This window comes from Candidatus Legionella polyplacis (assembly GCF_037013735.1).
Taxonomy (GTDB): Bacteria; Pseudomonadota; Gammaproteobacteria; order Legionellales; family Legionellaceae; genus Legionella_E; species Legionella_E polyplacis_A.
This window is the reverse complement of record NZ_CP135136.1, coordinates 224,645-246,188: the sequence shown is the minus strand read 5'-3', so window position 1 is coordinate 246,188 and position 21,544 is coordinate 224,645. Positions and strand designations below refer to the sequence as shown.

Sequence of the window (21,544 nt, the reverse complement as noted above, 5' to 3'; positions counted from 1 at the left end):
TAGTTTCAAAATGTTAAGTGTTATGTTTTATTGATAAAAATAAAGTAAGTTGATTGTTATGAATAATATTGGGTAATATTTTATTTTAAATAAAAGTTTAGTGATACATTATTAAAATATTTTTTATTTTAAAAAGAATAATAAAATATATTTTTTTTTATAGAAAAATAAAAAAATAGTATATAATTACTAATTAATAATATTAATAACTATATATTATGCCTTGTTCTAAAAAGAAAAATCATTGGGTTCATAATTTTTATTTTCGTGATCCATTTTCGAAAAGAGCTAAATTTGAAGGTTATAGAAGCAGAGCAATTTATAAACTAAAAGAAATAGATGAAAAAGAAAATTTATTAAGATTTGGTATTAATATTATTAATTTAGGATCTTCTCCAGGAAGTTGGATACAATATATTTTAAGAAAATTGGGAAGAAATGTAAAAGTTTATGCTCTAGATAAGGTTTCTATGAAAGATATTTTTGGTGTTTCTTTTATTCATGGAGATTTTTGTGATAATTCTGTGTTAGATAAATTGTTTAGTTTATTAAGAGATAAAAAAATAGAATTAGTTTTATCGGATATGGCTTATAGTATGAGTGGTTTTCCTGAAATAGATATACCAAGATTATTGGAATTAGATGAGTTGGTATTAAGATTTAGTGTTAAGGTGTTGAAATTTAATGGAGTAATGTTAGTAAAGGTTTTTTATGGATATGGATTGAATGATTTTATTAATAAAGTACGTTTTTATTTTAGGGAGGTTAAAATTTATAAACCGTTGGCCTCTCGATCTTTTTCAAGAGAAGCTTATTTATTGGCTAAATATTTTGTTGGGTGTAATAAAATGTTTTAGAATTTAAAATAAATTTTTTGTTTTAAGTAATAAATTTTATTTGATGTTTTTTTGTAAAATAAAAGATTTGTATAATATAGGATATTATTTTATTTTACACGAATATAATTTTTCGGAGTAGTTATTTGAATGATATGATAAAAAATTTGTTTTTGTGGTTAGTAATAGTAATTATTTTAATTACCGTTTTTAGTAATTTTGGGTATCGTCACACATCTATATTGAGAATTTCTTATAGTCAATTTTTAAATAATGTTGATCATGGTATGGTTAACTCTGTTACGATTGAAGATAATAAATTAGTAAAGGGACAAATGAAAGATAATCATCAATTTATTACTTATATACCCATGCAAGATGATGCATTATTAGGTCAGTTATTAAAAAATAAAGTTGATGTTAGTGGCCAAGGAAAACAACAGGAAAGTTTTTTGTTACACTTATTTGTTAATTGGTTCCCTATGTTGTTATTGATAGGTGTATGGATTTTTTTTATGAAACAGATGCAGGGCGGAGGAAGAGGAGCTATGTCTTTTGGTCGATCTAGAGCTAAGCTATTAGGGGAAGATCAGGTGAAAATTACTTTTGCTGATGTTGTTGGTATAGATGAAGCTAAAGAGGAAGTGAAGGAGCTAGTTGATTTTCTTAAGGATCCGTCTAAATTTCAACGTTTGGGAGGTCGTATACCTAAGGGAATTTTATTAGTTGGATCTCCTGGTACTGGAAAAACTTTATTGGCTAAAGCGGTAGCAGGAGAAGCTAAGGTTCCATTTTTTACAATTTCTGGTTCAGATTTTGTAGAAATGTTTGTTGGTGTTGGTGCATCACGTGTTCGTGATATGTTTGATCAAGCGAAAAAACATTCTCCTTGTATTATTTTTATTGATGAAATTGATGCGGTTGGAAGGCATAGAGGATCTGGATTAGGAGGTGGACATGATGAGCGTGAGCAGACGTTGAACCAATTATTGGTTGAAATGGATGGATTTGATGGAAATGATGGAGTTATTGTGATTTCTGCTACTAATAGACCGGATGTTCTTGATCCTGCATTGTTGCGACCTGGAAGATTTGATAGGCAAGTTGTTGTTCCATTACCTGATATTCGTGGTCGTGAAGAAATTTTAAAAGTGCATTTAAAAAAGATATCCTTAGATGAAGAGATAGATATAGAATCTATTGCTCGTGGTACACCTGGATTTTCTGGAGCAGATTTAGCTAATTTAGTTAATGAAGCAGCATTATTTGCTGCTAGATTTAATAAATCTGTAGTGAGTTTATTTGAATTAGAAAAAGCTAAAGATAAGATTATTATGGGTTCTGAGAGAAAGTCTATGATTATGAGTGAAAAAGATAAAAGACTTACAGCATATCATGAGGCTGGTCATGCAATAGTGGGTTTATTAGTTCCTGAGCATGATCCAGTTTATAAAGTTACAATTATACCTAGAGGTATGGCATTAGGGGTTACTATGTTTTTACCTGAAAAGGATCATTTTAATTTTAGTAAAAGGCGTTTGGAAAGTCAATTATCTAGTTTATTTGGTGGTCGAATAGCGGAAGAATTAGTTTTTGGTTTAGAAAGCATTACTACTGGAGCGGCTAATGATATAGCTAGAGCTACTTCTATTGCTCGTAAGATGGTTACTATATGGGGGTTGTCTAATCTTGGACCTTTAACCTATGGGGAAGAGCATGGAGAGATATTTTTAGGAAAGACTGTTAATAATCAACGGAAAGAAATATCTGATAGTACAGCAAAAAAAATTGACGATGAAATAGATAAGATTGTTTCTTGTGCATATAATGTTGCTAAAGATATGCTTATATCTAATATGGATAAATTACATTTAATGGCTGATCAATTAATTAGATATGAGACAATTAATTTAGAGCAAATTAAGAAAATTATGTCTATTAATAGTATGGATTCTACTGTTAATTCTAAGAATGTTGATCTTAATTGTTAATATATAAATAAATTATTTAATTTGGTTATTAAATAAGGTTCTTATATAAGAGATATGTCTTTAGAACGATTTTTTATAGTTTTTTTTTATATATCTATTTTATTTAAAGTTATAAAATGATGTTATATGAATGCTGAAGAATTTGAAAATTGGCGTATTAGTTATGGGAAAAGAAATTATAATTCATTGGTATATCCCTTAATTATGGGAATATTGAATGTAACTTCAGATTCTTTCTTTGATGGTGGAAAATTTCTTGATATTCAAAGTGCTGTTGAACATGCATTCTATATGATTTCTAAAGGTGTGGATATAATTGATATAGGTGGTGAATCAACTAGACCTGGATATACACCTATAAGTGTTGATGAAGAGTTGAGTAGAGTAATACCAGTAATTAAAAAAATTAGATCTAAAAGTGATATATGTATTTCAATTGATACAACAAAATTAGTGGTTATGTACGAGGCATTGTTAGCTGGAGCTTCTTTTATTAATGATGTTAGTTCTTTATCTAATAAGGATTCTTTAAAATTTGTATCATCTATTAATATTCCAGTTTGTTTAATGCATGGTTTTTCAGGTTATCATAATGATATTGACTATCATAATAATGTGATTTTAGATGATTTTATTAATATAAATAGTGGTAAAAAAGATATTGTAGATGATATAGATTGTTTTTTCGAACAAAAAATTGCTGATTGCATCAATGTGGGTATACAAAGAAAAAATTTAATTATCGATCCTGGTTTTGGTTTCAATAAGTCCGTTAAAGATAATTTAAGAATTATAAATAGTCTTAATAAGTTTTCTAAATATAATTTACCAATTTTAATTGGTTTATCAAGAAAGTCTACATTAGGTATATTGTTGAATAAGTTAGTTAATGAACGTTTGATAGGTAGTATTGTAATGTCTATACTCTCGATTTTGCAAGGAGTAAGTATAATTAGAACGCATGATGTTGATGAAATGAATCAAGCTTTAATTATACTAAAAGCTGTAAAACAAGAAATAAGTTATTAAATATTTTAAAAAGTATTGTATTTTTATTTGAAAAATAATTTTATTTTTTAATAAATTAAAGAAATGAATAGTGAATTATGTAATTGTTTTATTTATGTTTATTCAACATGATTATTAAGATTTTTAGAATATAAAATATGTAAAAATGCCGTTGCACAGAGTTGAACTGTGGACCTATTAATTACGAATTAATTGCTCTACCAACTGAGCTACAACGGCTGTAATTTGATTGAAAATTTTGTTAAAATTTACAAATATTTAATTATTTTATGAAATAAAATATTTCAAAACGATTATTTGCTGTTTAGATAATTTTTAAGAACATATTTTAAAATTCCTCCGTTTAAATAAAAATTTAGTTCGTTTATAGTATCTATTCTACAAATAAGATTAATAATTTTTATTTTATTATTTGGATATTTTATTATTGTTTTTATTAGGTCATTTGGTTTTATATTAGATTCTATATATATAGATATTCTTTCTTTTCCATTTAGTTTTAATGTCAATCTGTTTGTTTTATTTATAAATTGTAATGGAAGAACTCCCATGCCTATTAAATTTGAACGATGAATTCTTTCAAAACTTTCTGCGATTACTGCTTTGATTCCTAATAGTGATGTTCCTTTTGCTGCCCAGTCTCTTGAAGATCCTGTTCCATAATTTTTTCCAGCAATTAAAATTAAATTTTGTTTATTTTTTTTGTATATTTTAGAAGCTTCATATATAGACATAATTTGATTAGATGGAATATGTTTTGTGAATCCACCTAATATATTAGGAATGATTTCGTTTTGTATTCTAGTATTTGAAAATGTTCCTCTAATCATTATGTTATGATTTCCTCTTCTTGACCCATAAGAGTTAAAATTTTCTTCTTTTATCCCTTTGGATGAAAGGTATTTTCCAGCTGGTGAGTTAAATGGTATGGATCCTGCTGGTGATATATGATCTGTAGTAATGGAATCTCCGAATATAGCTAAAATATATGCATTTTCTATGTTGGTATCGTGAGGTTTTTTGTAAGATAATGAGTAATTTTTTAAAAAAGGTGATTTTTGAATGTATGTAGATGATTTTGACCATTGATAATTATTATTAGTATTAATATTGTCATATTGTATAGAATTCCATTGATTATTGCCTTCATATATATTAATATATTCTTTATGAAATATATCATTATTAATATTTTTTATTTTTGATAAAATTTCATTTTTGCTTGGCCATATATCTTTTAAGTAGATTTTATTTCCATTTTTATTTAATCCTATTGGACTTGTTGATAAATCGATAAGCATTGATCCGCATAGAGCATATGCAATTACAAGAGGTGGAGAACATAACCAATTCATCTTAATTAATGGATGTATTCTTCCCTCAAAGTTTCTATTCCCTGATAATACTGAACAAGCAATAATGTTATTATTTTGAATAGTTTGTGTAATTTCTTTAGGTATTGGACCTGTATTTCCAATACAAGTTGTACATCCATATCCTACAATAGAGAAACCTAATTTATCTAAATAAGTTTGTAAGTTCATTTGTTGTAAGTATTTTGTTACTACTTTAGATCCTGGTGCAAAGGATGTTTTGACCCATGGTTGGCTACTTAATCCTTTATTTATTGCGTTTTTAGCTAATATTCCTGCGGTTATCATAGAAAAAGGATTAGATGTATTTGTGCAGCTAGTTATAGCTGCAATTATTATATGACCATGTTTTAAGAAATATGATTGATTTTTTACGGGATAAGATTTAATAATGTTATTATTATTTATTTTTTTTATATAGTTATATAATGTTGTTGAAGAGGATTTTAATGAGTTTAGATCTTCTGGTCTTTTTGGACCTGATATAGATGTGTTGATGGTAGAAAGATTTATAGTGATAGAATTAGTATATATTGGTTCTTCTATATTATTTTCATACCATAGTTTTTGTGATTTACAATAGTTTTTTACTAAATTTATTAGATCTTTATTATTTCTTGTTAAAGATAAATAGTTTAAGGTTTCTTGATCTATAGGAAAGATTGCACAAGTTGCTCCATATTCTGGAGCCATATTAGAAATAGTAGCTCGGTCTGGAACAGATAAATATGAAAGGCTTGGCCCATAAAATTCAATAAATTTTCCAACCACTTCTTTTTTTCTTAAAATGTTTGTAATTGTTAATGCTATATCTGTTGATGTAATTTTATCATTTAGTTTTCCAATTATTTTTATTCCAATGATTTCTGGTATAGTAATTGATATAGGATATCCTAGTATTGCTGTTTCTGCTTCAATGCCTCCAACCCCCCATCCAAGTATTCCTAGCGAATTAATCATAGTTGTATGTGAATCTGTTCCTATAACTGAGTCTGGAAAAGCAAATAATTTGTTGTTTATTTGCTTTGTCCATACAATTTTTGCTAAATATTCTAAGTTGATTTGATGACAAATTCCTGTTCCAGGTGGAATTATATGGAAGTTTGAAAATCTTTTTTTTGCCCATTTTAAAAATTTATATCTTTCTTTATTTTGTTTTGCTTCAATATATTCGTTAATATTTATTGAATTAAGTGATTTATATGAATTAACAGTTATTGAGTGATCTATTATGAGATCAGTTGGAATGGAAAATGATAGTATTTTTTTTGTATTTTTTTTTATATTTGATAATGTTTCTTGTATTGTAATTAAGTCAATTAATGTAGGTATACCTGTGAAATCTTGCATAAGAACTCTTGTGGGAAAAAAAGGAATTTCATGTTTAGATGTTTTATTTTTTGTCCAATTAAAAATTTCTTTAATATCTTGTGATATATTAGGGTTTTTATCTTGAAAACGTAATAAATTTTCTAAAATTATTTTTAGTGAAAAAGGTAATTTATTAATATCCATTTGATATAGATTTTCTATTTTTTTGATATCAAAGAAATGATAAGTTTTATTGTTATTGGATAATTGTGATATTCTTGAAAAGAAATTTTTTTTTTCTTTCATATATTATTCCTTTGTTCAAAGTTTTATATTTTTACGTAGTATAAATTGAATTTAGTATATAATATTTTTTAAAAATGTTTAAATATTTGTAATTTATAATTTATTGTAAAAATGTTTTTATGTAATGATTTTATTTTAAAAGAATTATATTTGTTTTTTTAAACATATAGTCAAGTTTTTATTAATTTTTATTTAATGATATTTTTATTGATATGATAAGGTTTTAGTGTATATAATTTTTTATATAGATTAGAAATAATTTCATTGTAATTTGATCTGGAAAATATAGTATTTCCAATAATAAATTGTTTAGCACCATGTTTTGCTAATGATAAAATATTATGAATATTTACTCCTCCATCCACACAAATGGTTAATTTAGGAAAGTTTTTTTTTATCCATTTAATTTTATTTTTTGTTTTTGGTATAAATTTTTGATTTGGAAATCCTGGGTTTACGGACATAATTATTACATAATCAATATTGTTAAAGTATTTTTTTATTTGTAAAGGAGAATGTGCAGGATTTAAAGCAATTCCTATTTTACAATGTTTTTTTATTGTATTTATGATATCTTCAATATGAATAGTAGAGTCTATATGTATAGTGATTCGATTAGCTTTTATTTTAAGCATAGAGGAAATTAAATTTTTTTTAGGTTGTGCCATTAAATGTATGTCTAACTTTATTGTTGGAAAATTTTTTCTGATTGCTTGACATGTAGAAAATCCAAAAGTAAGATTTTGAACATAATGATTGTCTGTAATATCAATATGAATCATTTGAGTTTTGGTTTTTATAATTTTTTTAATTTCTTTTTTTAGACAAATAGGGTTTGCTGAAAGTATTGATGGTATGATGAGATAGTTCTTTTTCATTATAAATTTCGTTTTGATTTATAAAATTATTTTATTTATTTTGGATAAATATATAATTTTTATAAAGTTTAAAATGTTTTTTATAAACACAATATATTATAAAGAATTGTGTTTTTTTATTTGTTTTTAAATATTATTTAACTAAGGTTAATGGTATGTTCCAATCTATTCCAAATGTTTTTGTGCTTATTTTAATTCCTGGAGGTGATTGCTTTCTTTTATATTCATTACGTTTTATTAGATATAAAATATAATTTATTTCTATTGGTGAAAATCCCATTTTTATTATTTCATTGATAGATTTATTTTTTTCTATGTATTGTTGAAGAATACAATCTAAAGTAGAATATTGTGGTAAGATATCTTGGTCATATTGATTGTACATAAGTTCCGCTGATGGTTTTTTATATATAATCCGATTTGGAATAACATACGATATGTTATTACGGTATTTAGCTAAAGAATAAATTTGAGTTTTTAATACGTCTTTTAACACTGAAAATCCACCTGACATATCTCCATATAGAGTAGAATACCCTACAGCAATTTCACTTTTGTTACTAGTATTTAATAGAAGTTTTCCTGTCTTATTTGATATTCCCATCATTAATATATTTCTGATTCTTGATTGTATATTTTCTTGTACGATATTTTTTTCTATTTTTTTAAAAATTCTGTGAAAAATGTTTAAAAATTTTTTAAATATTGATTTTATATATATTGTAGTATGTTTTATTCCTAATATTTTTGATTGTTTTCTAGCATCAATTAGACTAGTTTTTAATGTATATTGAGATGGCATAAGTATAGTTTTTATATATTTTGGTCCAATTGCGTCATAGGCAATAGATAGTGTTAACGCAGAATCTATTCCTCCAGATAATCCTATTAATGCTCCAGGAAAATTATTTTTTTTAATGTAATCATGTACCCCGTTTACTAAAGCTTGATAAATAATTGAATTGCTTTCTAGAGATGGGTATATTTTTCCTTTTATATTTTTTTTATTTATAATTATTGTTTGTAGACATTCTTTAAATGTTGGTAGTCTTGTACATATATTACCTTGATTGTTAAAAACTATTGATTGTCCATCAAATATAAATTCATCTTGTCCTCCTACTTGATTAATATATATTATTGATGTTTTAAAATATTTTGCATATTTTTTTAATAATTTTTCTCTATGATTGGATTTATTTATTTCAAAATATGAGGCATTTAAACAAATTAAAGTGTCAACTTTATTAATAATATTTTTTTGTTCTATTTTTTTATATTTTAAATCATCAAATGTACATATTCCAAATGAATTTTTTTTAATTGTTATAGTTAGTAATTTATTTTTTCCATTTACAAAATATTGTGTTTCATTAGATGAAATTTTGTTATTTAAATATTGTTTGTGATAAGTAGCAATACATGATTTTTTATAAAATATTGATATGGTGTTAAAACATTTTTTATTTCTTAATAAAGGATGTCCAATAATTATGTAACATTTTTTTGTTTTAGTACAAATATTATTTAAACTATCAAAGATATGTTTGTGAAATTCTTTTTTTGTAAGTAGTTCGTTTATTGTATATCCAGTTATAGCAAGTTCTGGAAAAATAATAATATCATAGTAATTTTGTTTGGCTTCAATGATATTAATAATTTTTTTGGTGTTATAATAAATAGATCCTATTATTGGATTTATTTGTGATATTAGTGCTTTGATTTGATTCATAGATTTTCAAGTTTATAAATTTTTAATAATTATATTTTATATTTTTATTTATTGAATACAAATAAAATTAATTTTTATTATCTTTTTAAGTTTTTACATAAAATTTTATATATTTATTTATAAGTAATATTGTTGTTAAATCAAAATATTGTTTTAACTTATCCTTTTTAAGGTTTTTTTATATACTATTAAGATGAGGTTTATTAGAATTTTAAAATTTTATAATTGTAATATTTTAGTTATATAAATTAACATTGTAATATTTAATAATCGTTAATTACTAAAATTTTAGTATATTTAAATGTGTATTTAAAATATATTAATTAATATAGGATAAAATGTTAAATATGATTATTGTATTATTTTTTTTTGATAGATGAATTAATAATAATTTATTAATTAAATGTTTTATATTTAAAAAAAATAATATTTCATTTAATAAGTTTTTGTTAAAGTTTAGTTTTTTAATTATTTTATTATTTTAAGATAATTAATATTGTTTAATGTAATTTTGGTTAAAACAATTTTATCAAATGTGATTAAACGTAATATTTTTTTTTAAAATTTTAGGATTTTTATTAGAAATGATAATAGACTTTAAAAAAGAGTTATTTAAAAACTGCAAGTCTTTGCCATATTCTTTTGAAGCTGAACAAGGTATTTTGGGTGGATTAATTTTAGATAATCAAATATGGAATGATATTCATTTAAAGTTATGTGAAACAGATTTTTATCGTAATGAGCATTGTATATTATATAGATCTATATCTGAATTAATAAAAAAAAATCATCCAGTTGATATAGTTACTTTAATTGACATGTTAAAATCAATAAATAAATTAGATTATATTGGTGGTGAATCTTATTTATTTGAATTGGTGAATGGAATACCTGGTGTAACAAATATTTTTGCTTATGTTAATATTGTTAGGGAAAAATCAGTTCAACGTCAATTAATAGAAGTTGCAAATGAGATTGCTAATTTTTCTTATAATCTTGGAGAAAAAAATATTAATGATCTTTTAGATTTTGCAGAAACAAAAATTTTTTCTATTGCTAATCAGACTTCAAGAAAAGGAGGTCCAGAAAATATAAAAATTGTTTTATCTAAAACAATGAAAAAGTTAAATAATTTATATGGTAGCAATAAGAAAATAACTGGATTATCTACTGGATTGAGTGATTTAGATGAAAAGACTTCTGGTTTACAGTCCTCTAATTTTATTATTGTAGCTGGTAGACCATCGATGGGGAAAACTGCTTTAGCTATGAATATTGCGGAACATGTAGTTATACAAAATAAAAAACCTGTTTTGGTATTTTCAATGGAAATGCCTTCTGATTCAATTATCATAAGAATGATATCTTCTTTAGCTAGGATTGATCAACATAAGTTAAGAACTGGAAAACTTGATAAGCAAGATTGGCCAAGAGTTATTTCTACAGTAAATTTGCTCTCAGAAGTTCCTTTATATATTGATGAAACTCCTGCTTTAAGTCCTGTAGAGATTCGTGCTCGTTCTAGAAGATTAATAAAGGATCAAGAATCTATTGGGTTGATTATTATAGATTACATACAACTTATGAAGATTCCTGGATTTAGAATGGATAGTCGTACTGCAGAAATTTCTGAGATTTCTAGAAGTCTAAAATCTTTAGCTAAGGAATTGAATGTTCCAATTATTGCTTTATCTCAGTTAAACAGAAGTTTAGAACAAAGGTATGACAAAAGGCCTATTATGTCTGATTTGCGTGAATCTGGTGCAATTGAACAAGATGCAGATATAATTTATTTTATTTATCGTGATGAGGTTTATAGAGAAAATAGTCCAGATAAAGGTATTGCTGAAATTATTATTGCTAAACAACGTAATGGGCCTATTGGAAAGGTAAAGGTTGCGTTTTTGGGACAGTATACAAGATTTGAAGATTTATTTTTTAATAATTAATATCTGTTTTTTTATACAATAAAAATTGTATATCTTTAATATTAATTGTTATAAATTGTTTTTTATATACGATTTATTTTTTAACGAATCATTTTTTTTGGGTTTACATATTGTTTAAATTTATTTTTTGTTAAAATATTTAATTTAGTTGATGCTTCTTTTAGAGAAAGATTATTTTCATAAGCTGTTCTTGCTATTTTTGCTGCATTATCGTAACCAATATGTTGATTTAAAGCTGTAACTAACATTAGAGAATTTTGTACGTGTTGATTTATTTTTTGGTGGTTTGGTTTGATTTTTTTAATACAGAGTTTTTTAAAAGATAAGCATGCATCGGATAAAAGATTAACAGATTGTATAAAATTATAAATTATAAGGGGCTTACATACGTTTAATTCAAAGTTTCCTTGGCTTGCTGCAAAAGAGATTGTATTGTCATTTCCTAAAACTTGAATACATACCATTATTAATGCTTCGCATTGTGTAGGGTTTATTTTCCCGGGCATTATCGATGATCCTGGTTCGTTTTCTGGAAGCATTAATTCTCCTATTCCACATCTTGGTCCTGATGATAGCCATCGTATATCATTAGCGATTTTTATTAATGCACATGCTAATGTTTTAAGTACACTATGTACGATCACTATTGGTTCATGTGAAGATAATGAAGAAAATTTATTTTTTGCTGGAATAAATGGGATTTTTGTTATTTTTGCAATATAATTTGAAGCTATTTTAGAAAATTTTTTTGGTGCATTGTATCCTGTACCTATTGCTGTTCCACCAATAGCTATTTGGTATAATTCTGGAAGAGTTTTATTTATTCTCTTTATACAAGAAAGTACTTGATGTACGTATCCAGAAAATTCTTGTCCTAGTGTCATTGGAATAGCATCTTGTAAATGAGTTCTTCCTATTTTGATAATGTTTTTAAATTTTTTTTGTTTTTTATGGAGTTCGTTATGAAGTTGTTTTAAAATTGGTATAAGTTTTGTTTGTAATATAATGACTGAGGCAATATGCATAGCTGTTGGAAATGTATCATTCGATGATTGTGACATATTTACGTCATCGTTTGGATGAATAATATTTTTATTACTTTTTATATTTCCAATAATTTCTTTTGCTCTATTAGAAATAACTTCATTAATATTCATATTGGAGTGTGTTCCACTTCCTGTTTGCCATACTTTCAATGGGAAGTGATCATTTAGTGATCCGGAAATAATTTCTTCAGATATTTTTACAATGAGTTCTGTTTTTTCTTTATTTAATTTTCCTAATTCATAATTGGCTAATGCTGATGCTTTTTTTAATATTCCAAATGCATGTATGACTTCGTGTGGCATAATTTCTGTGCCAATATTAAAATTTTCTATGGATCTTTGTGTTTGAGCGCCCCAATATTTTGATGAAGGCACTTGAATTGTTCCAATGCTATCATGTTCTTTTCGAGTTTTATTCATAGTTTTTTATATAAGTTTTAAGTATTTAATAGATAAATAAGTAAATAATGTATTTGATTATATCAGTTTTAGTATAAATTTATGTTGGTTTTTTATAAATTTTTAAAAAATGAATTTGTTTTTATGAATATTTATGGTATTAATGTTTTGATAAAATCTAATATTTAATAAAGTAATTAAATCTTGTTAAAATAGTTAAGGTTTAATTCTTTGTTGGCTTTTATTTCATCGATTCTCTGTATCAGTAATTTGTTTGGAGCATTCTTTAATTTTTGAGGATTATTAATTATTTCATTATATATTTTTTTCATGATTTTGATAAAATGATCTAGTTCTTTTTTAGATTCTGTTTCTGTTGGTTCTATTAATAAACATTCTGGTATAGATATTGGAAAGTAAATTGTTGGAGGGTGTATATCATAGTCTAATAAACGTTTTGCTAGATCTTTTGCAGATGTTTTATATTTTATTTTTTCATTTTTTAATGTGATTAAGAATTCATGTGATGTCATTTTGGATGGATAAACTGGAGAAAATCCTATTTTTTTTAGTTCAGATAGTAAATAGTTTGCATTTAAAGTAGCATAATCAGAAACTCGGGATAGACCAGATTTTCCTAATAATCTAATATAGAAGTATGCATGTATCAATATATTAATATTACCCATAAAGCATGATAGTCTACCAATACTATTTGGATTTTCTTTATAATCACTCCAATAATAGAAATTTTTATGTTTTTTTACCAATGGAATAGGTAAATATGGTGTTAATTTAGAATTTGCTGCTATTGGTCCTGATCCTGGACCTCCACTTCCATGTGGAGTTCCAAATGTTTTATGTAAATTGATATGCATCAAATCAAATCCCATATCCATTGGTTTAATTTTTCCTAAAATAGCATTAAGATTAGCTCCATCATAATATAAAAAAGCTTTAGATTCATGTATAATATCAGAAATATTTTTTATATTATTTATAAATAATCCTAACGTTGATGGATTAGTTAACATTAGCCCAGCTGTATTTTTGCCTATTTTATTTTTTAAATCTTTAATGTTAATATTTCCGTGTATATCGGATTGTATTTTAATTACCTTGAAACCACACATTGATGCAGATGCTGCGTTAGTTCCGTGAGCATCTTCTGGAATTAAGATTTCATTTTTATAAAATTCTTTTTTGGAATTAAAGTATGCTTTTATCATAGATACTGCTGCAAATTCTCCTTGAGAACCTGCCATAGGAGTTAGAGAAACTCCGGGCATTCCTGAAATATCAGATAAATAAGTTTGTAAATCATACAATATTTTTAATGTTCCTTGATTGGAGGAAATATTTGTTAATGGATGTTTATAGATAAATTCTGATTTAGATGATGCTTTTTTTATTTCTTTAGGATTATATTTCATTGTACAGGATCCTAATGGATAAAAATTTGTATCTATGGAATAGTTTTTTTGAGATAATTTTGTATAGTGTCTTATTACTTGTAGATTTGAGTTATTTGGTATGCATGGTAGAGTTGTTCTTATAAATTTTTTTGGAATAGTTAAAAATGTTTTATTTTTTTTTATCCTTTTTAGGATTTTATTTTTTATTTTTTTTTCTGTATTGGATAATTCAAATATTAGCATATATTATTTGTATATAATAAAATGTTTTGTTTTTTGATAGAATTTAGTAAGTGTAGGTGTAATTTTATTTTACAGATATATTAAGTTTTATTGGATATTATAGAATCTAATATATTAATATATTTAATTGTTAAAATAAAACAAAAATTAAATTTTTTTTTGTTTATTTAAAGAGTGTCATTCGTTAATGATGAATATATCAATTGATAATTGGTTATTTAGTAAAATTTCTTAAAATATAAAGAGGTCTAATTATTAAAACAATTTTATATGATTCACATATTGCAATAGGTGCTAAATTGGTCCAATTTCATAATTGGATTATGCCATTACATTATGGTTCTATTATTCAAGAATGTTTGTGTGTTAGAGAAAATTGTGGTGTTTTTGATATTTCTCATATGACAATTATTGATATAACGGGAAATCAGAGCACTTCTTTTCTTAGAAAGTTATTAACGAATGATATTACATTGTTATTTGATAATCAATCACTGTATAGTTGTATGTGTAATGACCATGGTGGAATAATAGATGATTTGATTGTTTATAAATGCAATAATAATTATTATAGATTAGTTTTTAATGCTTCTACACGTATTAAAGTTTTACAATGGATATTCAGTGTAAGTAAATATTTTTCAGTGAAAATAATAGAACGAAATGATTTTGGGATGTTATCAGTACAAGGTCCGGATTCAATTACTAAAATCGTAAATATATTAAATTTAAAAAAAGATGATGTGATAGAAAATCTTGATCGTTTTGGTTTTGTAATTGTTGATTATTTATTTATATCCAGAACTGGTTATACTGGGGAAGATGGATTAGAGATTATTTTATTAAAAAAATATATAGTTGATTTTTGGAATATATTGTTAGAAAACAATATAAAGCCTTGTGGTTTAGGATCTAGAGATGTTTTAAGATTAGAAGCAGGTATGCTTTTAAGTGGAGTAGATATAAATGAAAATGTAACTCCTTTGGAATCATCACTAGAGTGGACGATAAAATGGTTTTCTGATGATCGTGATTTTATTGGAATGAATTCTTTGTTGTTACAAAAAAAATATGGAGTTCCAACGAAGTTGATCGGTCTTATTATTAGTAAGAAAAAAATTATGAGGCATGGATATAAGGTTTTATTGTCTAATAATGATACTGGAGTAGTTACTAGCGGAGTGTATTCTCCTTTTTTGAAAAAATCTATTGCTTTTGCTCGTATTCCTTGGAAAAATATAGATAAAATGGTACAGGTATTGATTTATGGAGAGTATTGTTTGGCTAAAGTATGTAAACTAAAATTTGTTAGATAGGATTTATATATTAGGTTATTTGTACTATATAAAAAACAAGATTGAAATTGTTTTTTTGTTTTTAGATTTGATAGAATAATATATTTTATTAGTTATTATGAATAATAATATTGTTTATAATTTATTAACAATTGGATATTGCAATATCTTGGTTTTATTACATTTTTATTTGATATGGAAGTATTATTATAGCATTTAATATTCTTAATTAGATTTCATGAAAAATTAGTATTATATACTAATAATATTTTAAGTATTCAATTGTATTTTTTTTAGCCCTAGTTTTTTGAGTAAAATATTGTCTTTTATTGTAGGAGCATTTTCAGAGGTAAGTAGTTTTTCTCCATAAAAAATAGAATTAGTTCCAGCTAAAAAACATAATGCTTGTAATTCATAGGACATATTTTTTCTACCGGCTGACAATCTAATTGAAGATTTTGGCATAGTTATTCTTGCTGTTGCTATTGTACGTATAAAATCAAAAGGATCAACATCCTTTATATTATCAAAAGGTGTTCCTTGTACTTTTACAAGCATGTTTATTGGTACGGATTCTGGTGGTTCATTCATATTAGCTAAAATTACTAGCATCTTTATTCTATCATCATTGGATTCTCCCATTCCTATTATTCCTCCGCAACAAATTTTAATATTTGCTTTTCTTATATTATCTAGTGTTTTGATTCTGTCTTCAAATGTTCTAGTTGTTACAATTTTATTGTAATATTCTTTAGATGTATCTATATTATGGTTATAAAAATCTAATCCAGCTTCTTTAAGTTTTTTTGCTTGATTTTCATTTAATGATCCGAGTGTTACGCAGGTTTCTAAATTTAATTTTTTTATTTCTTTGATAATGTTGCAAATTGTATTTAAGTCCTTATTATGTAGTCCTTTCCAAGCAGCTCCCATACAGAATCTAGTGCTCCCAGCTTTTTTAGCTTCTTTGGCTTTTTGAATAATTTTTTCAATATTTAGTAGAGGTTTTGATTCAATATTGGTATTATGATGTATGGATTGCGAACAATATGAACAATTTTCAGGGCATTTTCCTGTTTTTATACTTAGTAATGTACTGATTTGTACTTCGTCAGGTCTAAAATATTTTTTATGACTTTTTTGTGCGTTGTATATTAATTCGGGGAATGGCATGTTAAATATTTTTTTTGCGTTTTCAAATGTCCATGTTTTGTTCATATGTTATTCTCCTATAGAATAGTAAGATAAATTATGTATAAATTATATAATCGATATTACACTACCTTAAAGAATAAAGGAAGAGATAGAGTAATTCCTTCTATTAATTATTTATCAAATTTTATTGATTTTTCTACAAACGATTATTTTTGTCTTAGTAGATTAAATACCTTATGCAAGGAAATTAGTATTTTTGTAAAAAGATATGGAATAGGATCGACTGGTTCTAGATTAATTTCTGGAAATAGAAAAATTTTTGAAAAGTTAGAATCTCAAATTGCTAAAGATAAAAAAACAGAGTCATCTTTAATTTTTAATTCTGGATTTCAGGCAAATATTTCTGTATTAAGTAGCTTACTTAATCAGTCTGTTTTAAAGAATGTTCCAATTGTATTTTTTGATCGATTAAATCATTCAAGTTTATACCAGGCTGTATTTTTGAGTAAAGCTAGGTTAATTCGATATAGACATAATGATATGGAACATTTAAATGATTTACTTAAAAAGTATAATAATTGGACAAATTCTAAATTTATAGTGACAGAAACTATTTTTGGAATGGATGGTGATGTTTTGTTGATAAAAGAAATATATTGTCTTGCTAAGAAATATAATGCATTTTTATATTTAGATGAGGCACATGCTACTGGAATGATAGGAGAAAAAGGATATGGTCTATCTACTATGATTGATCTTAGTGAAGTTCCTCATTTAGTTTTAGGTACTTTTAGTAAGGCAATTGGATGTTTTGGCGCTTATATAGCGTGTTCAGAAGTTATCAAAAATTATTTAATTAATTGTTGTCCTGGATTTATTTATTCTACTTCCTTACCTCCAATGTTGATTGGAGCAGTTTTTAAAGCTTGGAAATTAATTAAAAGTTTATCTGATAAACGTGATATTTTAAATAAAAAATCTAGTTTTTTAAGAAAAAGATTAAATTATTTTGGATTTAATACTGGGAATTCTTCTACTAATATTATACCTATTTTTTTACATAAAGACATTTCTGTAATTAATGTTAAAAATATGTTTTTACAAAAAAAAATAGTTGTTTCTGCAATAAGACCACCTACCGTACCTCCTGGTAGTTCAAGATTACGTGTTGCTATTAATATTAGTCATTCAAATGAGCAAATAAATAATTTATTAAGAGTTTTAAAATCTATATGAAGTATGATTTAGTTTTTTGTCATGGATGGGCATTTGATAGAAATTATTTTAAGTTTTTAGCAGAAAAATATTTTTTTAATATGAATTACTATTTATTAGATATAGGGTATTTTAATAGTAGTAATATGTATTTATTAGATCTATTACGTAATAAGTATTCTAAAAAATTTATTGGCATTGGACATTCTTTAGGTTTTTTAAAGTTATTATTGTCTTCTTTAAAATTTGAAGCATTAATTGGAATACAATCTTTTATAAATTTTTTAGGTTTTACAAAGTATTTAAGAAAAAAAAGAAGAAATGAATTTGATATATTATGGAATTTTTTTATAAGAAATGAAAGAAATGCATTAATGTTTTTTTATAAGCGCTGTGGTTTTAAGAATTCATGTAATAAGAATATTAATAAATTTATTTTAAGAAAGGATCTTAGATTTATTTATGATTTTAATTTAAATTTTGATATATCAGTTCCAATCTTGATATTGGCATCTAAGGATGATAATATAGTTCCCATAGATTTAATTTATGATAATTTTGGTAAATGTTGTAATATAATTACAATTGAAACTGGTAGTCATTGTTTGGGAATTTATGAATGTTCTTTTGTATATAGGAAAATTATAAATTTTTTAGATGAAATTAAATAAAGAATTTATACAAAATAATTTTGATAGAGCAAGTTTATCCTATGATAGTGTTGCTTCAATTCAAAGGGAATGTGCCTTAATTTTGGTTAAATATTTAAAAAAATATTTTCCTAATTTTTATCCTTATTCTATATTGGATTTAGGAACTGGAACTGGTTATGTAGCAGAAGTTTTATTAAATTTTTTTCCAAAAAGTAAATTAGTTTTAAATGACATATCATTTAATATGTTAATGCAAGCTAAAAAGAAATTATTAAATGATGATATTGAATTTATTATGAGTGATATGGAAGATAGAAATTTTAATTTTCATGATCTTGTTATTTCAAATTTTTCTATTCAATGGGTAACTAATGTTAAAGATTTATTAAAATATTTTTCTAGTAATTCGATTGTTTTTGCTTTTACTTGTTTACTTGATGGAACATTTAAGAATTGGATCAGTTTTTTTTTAGAATCTTCGTTGCCTATTCCTGTATGCAAATATCCATCTGAAAAAGATATGGAAAATTATTTAATTTCTTTAAAATTGAATAATTATGTCTATAATATTAAAGAGTTTTCACTTGAATTTTTGAATTCTGTTGAATTTATTAGATATTTAAAAAAATTAGGTGCTAATTATAGTAGTAATAAGTTGATGATAACAGATTTAAGAAAAATTATTAAGAATTATAAAGATAGGTTTATTGTAAATTATAAAGTTTTTTTTGGTTTTTTGAATTAATGAAGATATTTATTGCTGGTACAGATACGAATGTTGGGAAAACTATTGTTAGTAGTTGGATTTGTTTGCATACTGGGTTTCCTTATATTAAGCTTATTCAAACTGGCTATAAATATAAAAATACGGATACTTTTATGGTTAAATCATTGAGTAATGCGTTTACTTATAAGGAAAATTATATATTTAAAAAGTCTTTATCTCCGCACTTGTCTGCTTATTATGAAAATAAGTCTATTAAAATTGATAATATAAAATTACCTGATGTTAATAATTTAATTATAGAGGGAATTGGTGGTTTATTAGTTCCTATAAATGAAAAAATGTTAGTAATTGATTTAATAGTACATTTTTCTTTACCTGTTATTTTAGTTTCAAAATCAATTTTGGGAACAATTAATCATACATTATTAAGTATAGAGTCAATGCGCTTAAGGAAAATTAAAATTTTGGGAGTAATTTTAGTGGGACCGTATAATCAAGATAATATTAATTCAATAGAATTTTATGGTAAAATAGAAGTGTTGTATTCAGTTCCTAATTTTAGAAAGTTAAGTAAAAAATCTTTAAGTAAGGTTTTATTTTCTGATAGGTTGAGGAGTTTATTTGGACTTTTTGTTAGAAGATAAAAATATTATTTGGCATCCATTTGTTCAAGAAAAAAAGGAGAGTTTATCTATTTTTATAAAAAAAGGTAATGGATCTTATATTTATGACAATAATAATAATGCGTATTTAGATTTAATTAGTAGTTGGTGGGTAAACTTACATGGACATTCTCATCCTAAAATTTCTGAAGCTATATATAAGCAAAGTTTAATTTTAGAACATGTTATTTTTTCTGGGTTCACACATGAACCTGCAATAAAACTTTGTAAGAGATTAAGTGAAATTTCGTCTTTTAGTAGTTTTTCTAAGTTTTTTTTCTCTGATAATGGTTCGACAGCAATAGAAGTATCTATTAAGATGGCATATCAATATTGGAGAAATATTGGTGATTATAATAGAACTCTTTTTTTGGGATTTGATGGTGGATATCATGGAGATACATTGGGGGCTATGAGTGTTGGTGTTACATCTAAATTTCATGATAGTTTTAAGGATTTATGTTTTTCTGTATTTAGTATTCCATTTCCTTATACTTATTTTGGGGATCTCAATGTTGAGTTAAAGGAAAATAATTCTATTAAGATTTTAAAAAATTTTTTAGAATTTAATCATTTGAAAATAGTAGCGTTAATAGTAGAGCCATTGGTTCAGGGTGCTAGTGGAATGAGAATGTGTAGATCGGTATTTATAGAAAAAGTAGTAAATTTAGTACGACAATATGGAATTTTAGTTATATTTGATGAGGTAATGACTGGTTTCGGTAGGACTGGAACTTATTTTGCTTTTGAACAAACTCGTATTGTTCCTGATTTTTTATGTCTTTCCAAGGGATTGACTGGTGGTTTTTTACCTCTTGCTTTAACTATAACTACTAGTATGATTTATGAGTCTTTTTTAGATACTAGTACAAAAAAATTAAAAACGTTTTATCATGGACATTCTTACACCGCAAATCCATTAGGATGTGCTGCGGCTATTGCTTCATTAGAATTGTTGTTTGAATTGAATACAATGAATTCTATTAAAAATATATCTACTTTGCATATAAAAATGTTAAATAGATTATTGGAAGAACATTCTGATATTATAAGTTGTGTAAGATCTGTTGGAACGATTTCTGCATTCAATATTAATTTGAATGATGATATTATGATAAAGTTAAAAAAAATTTTTTTATGTTATGGTTTATTGCTTAGACCATTGAATAACGTTATTTATTTAATGCCTCCTTATTCGATTACTTCAGAAGAATTGTTATTGGCTTATAATAAAATTGAAGAAATTATTGTAAAGGTAAAAAACAAAAAGTTTATTGGAATATGTTTCTAATTATAAAATTTAATATTTAAAGTTATAAGTATTTATTA

General features: G+C 24.8%; 15 protein-coding genes, 1 tRNA gene and 1 pseudogene. 10 read left to right on the top strand and 7 right to left on the bottom strand.

Annotated features, from left to right (window positions below):
* Positions 1 to 218 precede the first annotated feature (218 nt).
* From RQL38_RS01235 to folP, 3 genes and pseudogenes are all read left to right on the top strand, one after another.
* Positions 219 to 857: an RlmE family RNA methyltransferase gene (locus RQL38_RS01235; RefSeq protein ID WP_338521952.1), complete on the top strand. Its 639-nt coding sequence runs from the start codon at positions 219 to 221 to the stop codon at positions 855 to 857.
* Between the two features lie 134 nt (positions 858 to 991).
* Positions 992 to 2,773 (top strand): annotated as a pseudogene (gene ftsH, locus RQL38_RS01230) (ATP-dependent zinc metalloprotease FtsH); the annotation flags it as partial.
* 180 nt (positions 2,774 to 2,953) lie between these two features.
* The gene (gene folP / locus RQL38_RS01225) at positions 2,954 to 3,856 is read left to right on the top strand and encodes a dihydropteroate synthase (RefSeq protein WP_338521951.1); all 903 of its coding nucleotides are present in this window, start codon (positions 2,954 to 2,956) and stop codon (positions 3,854 to 3,856) included.
* A gap of 146 nt (positions 3,857 to 4,002) precedes the next feature.
* On the opposite strand, the gene RQL38_RS01220 is transcribed toward folP, so the two are convergent.
* The 4 genes from RQL38_RS01220 to RQL38_RS01205 form a co-directional block, all read right to left on the bottom strand.
* Positions 4,003 to 4,075 (bottom strand) — tRNA-Thr (locus tag RQL38_RS01220).
* 74 nt (positions 4,076 to 4,149) lie between these two features.
* The gene (gene acnA, locus RQL38_RS01215) at positions 4,150 to 6,846 is read right to left on the bottom strand and encodes an aconitate hydratase AcnA (protein ID WP_338521950.1); all 2,697 of its coding nucleotides are present in this window, start codon (positions 6,844 to 6,846) and stop codon (positions 4,150 to 4,152) included.
* Positions 6,847 to 7,034: 188 nt separating this feature from the next.
* On the bottom strand, positions 7,035 to 7,724 hold the full coding sequence (locus tag RQL38_RS01210; RefSeq protein WP_338521949.1) for a ribulose-phosphate 3-epimerase: 690 nt from the start codon (positions 7,722 to 7,724) through the stop codon (positions 7,035 to 7,037).
* 133 nt (positions 7,725 to 7,857) lie between these two features.
* Positions 7,858 to 9,456, bottom strand: coding sequence for an NAD+ synthase (locus RQL38_RS01205; RefSeq protein WP_338521947.1), 1,599 nt, complete (start codon positions 9,454 to 9,456; stop codon positions 7,858 to 7,860).
* 584 nt (positions 9,457 to 10,040) lie between these two features.
* Between RQL38_RS01205 and dnaB the strand changes: the two genes are divergently transcribed.
* Entirely contained in the window at positions 10,041 to 11,405 is a 1,365-nt protein-coding gene (dnaB, locus tag RQL38_RS01200; protein WP_338521945.1) for a replicative DNA helicase, read from the top strand.
* 80 nt (positions 11,406 to 11,485) lie between these two features.
* Here the strand turns inward: dnaB and fumC are convergent, their stop codons facing one another.
* A complete protein-coding gene (fumC, locus tag RQL38_RS01195) occupies positions 11,486 to 12,871 on the bottom strand; it encodes a class II fumarate hydratase (RefSeq protein ID WP_338521944.1) in 1,386 nt (461 codons plus the stop codon).
* A gap of 176 nt (positions 12,872 to 13,047) precedes the next feature.
* Positions 13,048 to 14,508 (bottom strand): aminomethyl-transferring glycine dehydrogenase subunit GcvPB, encoded by a 1,461-nt coding sequence (gcvPB, locus tag RQL38_RS01190; RefSeq protein ID WP_338521943.1) that lies wholly within the window; start codon positions 14,506 to 14,508, stop codon positions 13,048 to 13,050.
* A 251-nt stretch (positions 14,509 to 14,759) separates the two neighbouring features.
* Here gcvPB and gcvT point away from each other — a divergent pair, with 251 nt between their 5' ends.
* Positions 14,760 to 15,824, top strand: a complete 1,065-nt coding sequence (gene gcvT, locus RQL38_RS01185) for a glycine cleavage system aminomethyltransferase GcvT (RefSeq protein WP_338521992.1) — start codon at positions 14,760 to 14,762, stop codon at positions 15,822 to 15,824.
* A 249-nt stretch (positions 15,825 to 16,073) separates the two neighbouring features.
* On the opposite strand, the gene bioB is transcribed toward gcvT, so the two are convergent.
* Positions 16,074 to 17,021 (bottom strand): biotin synthase BioB, encoded by a 948-nt coding sequence (gene bioB, locus RQL38_RS01180; RefSeq protein WP_338521941.1) that lies wholly within the window; start codon positions 17,019 to 17,021, stop codon positions 16,074 to 16,076.
* Positions 17,022 to 17,054: 33 nt separating this feature from the next.
* On the opposite strand from bioB, the gene RQL38_RS01175 reads away from it, so the two are divergent.
* From RQL38_RS01175 to bioA, 5 genes are read left to right on the top strand one after another with little or no spacing between them, the layout of a single operon-like run.
* Entirely contained in the window at positions 17,055 to 18,194 is a 1,140-nt protein-coding gene (locus RQL38_RS01175) for a pyridoxal phosphate-dependent aminotransferase family protein (RefSeq protein WP_338521939.1), read from the top strand.
* Positions 18,191 to 18,844: a hypothetical protein gene (locus tag RQL38_RS01170; protein WP_338521937.1), complete on the top strand. Its 654-nt coding sequence runs from the start codon at positions 18,191 to 18,193 to the stop codon at positions 18,842 to 18,844. Before RQL38_RS01175 ends, RQL38_RS01170 begins: the two co-directional genes overlap by 4 nt.
* On the top strand, positions 18,831 to 19,571 hold the full coding sequence (locus RQL38_RS01165) for a methyltransferase domain-containing protein (RefSeq protein WP_338521936.1): 741 nt from the start codon (positions 18,831 to 18,833) through the stop codon (positions 19,569 to 19,571). The genes RQL38_RS01170 and RQL38_RS01165 overlap by 14 nt, the downstream gene beginning before the upstream one ends.
* On the top strand, positions 19,571 to 20,197 hold the full coding sequence (gene bioD / locus RQL38_RS01160) for a dethiobiotin synthase (RefSeq protein WP_338521934.1): 627 nt from the start codon (positions 19,571 to 19,573) through the stop codon (positions 20,195 to 20,197). The genes RQL38_RS01165 and bioD overlap by 1 nt, the downstream gene beginning before the upstream one ends.
* Positions 20,184 to 21,506: an adenosylmethionine--8-amino-7-oxononanoate transaminase gene (bioA, locus tag RQL38_RS01155; RefSeq protein ID WP_338521932.1), complete on the top strand. Its 1,323-nt coding sequence runs from the start codon at positions 20,184 to 20,186 to the stop codon at positions 21,504 to 21,506. The genes bioD and bioA overlap by 14 nt, the downstream gene beginning before the upstream one ends.
* Positions 21,507 to 21,544: the final 38 nt, after the last annotated feature.

Coding starts and splice junctions, on each gene's coding strand:
- RQL38_RS01165 (WP_338521936.1), top strand. CDS start 18,831: ATGAAATTAAATAAAGAATTTATACAAAATAATTTTGATAGAGCAAGT.
- RQL38_RS01235 (WP_338521952.1), top strand. CDS start 219: ATGCCTTGTTCTAAAAAGAAAAATCATTGGGTTCATAATTTTTATTTT.
- fumC (WP_338521944.1), bottom strand. CDS start 12,871: ATGAATAAAACTCGAAAAGAACATGATAGCATTGGAACAATTCAAGTG.
- bioB (WP_338521941.1), bottom strand. CDS start 17,021: ATGAACAAAACATGGACATTTGAAAACGCAAAAAAAATATTTAACATG.
- acnA (WP_338521950.1), bottom strand. CDS start 6,846: ATGAAAGAAAAAAAAAATTTCTTTTCAAGAATATCACAATTATCCAAT.
- RQL38_RS01170 (WP_338521937.1), top strand. CDS start 18,191: ATGAAGTATGATTTAGTTTTTTGTCATGGATGGGCATTTGATAGAAAT.
- bioD (WP_338521934.1), top strand. CDS start 19,571: ATGAAGATATTTATTGCTGGTACAGATACGAATGTTGGGAAAACTATT.
- folP (WP_338521951.1), top strand. CDS start 2,954: ATGAATGCTGAAGAATTTGAAAATTGGCGTATTAGTTATGGGAAAAGA.
- RQL38_RS01210 (WP_338521949.1), bottom strand. CDS start 7,724: ATGAAAAAGAACTATCTCATCATACCATCAATACTTTCAGCAAACCCT.
- RQL38_RS01175 (WP_338521939.1), top strand. CDS start 17,055: ATGTATAAATTATATAATCGATATTACACTACCTTAAAGAATAAAGGA.
- gcvPB (WP_338521943.1), bottom strand. CDS start 14,508: ATGCTAATATTTGAATTATCCAATACAGAAAAAAAAATAAAAAATAAA.
- RQL38_RS01205 (WP_338521947.1), bottom strand. CDS start 9,456: ATGAATCAAATCAAAGCACTAATATCACAAATAAATCCAATAATAGGA.
- dnaB (WP_338521945.1), top strand. CDS start 10,041: ATGATAATAGACTTTAAAAAAGAGTTATTTAAAAACTGCAAGTCTTTG.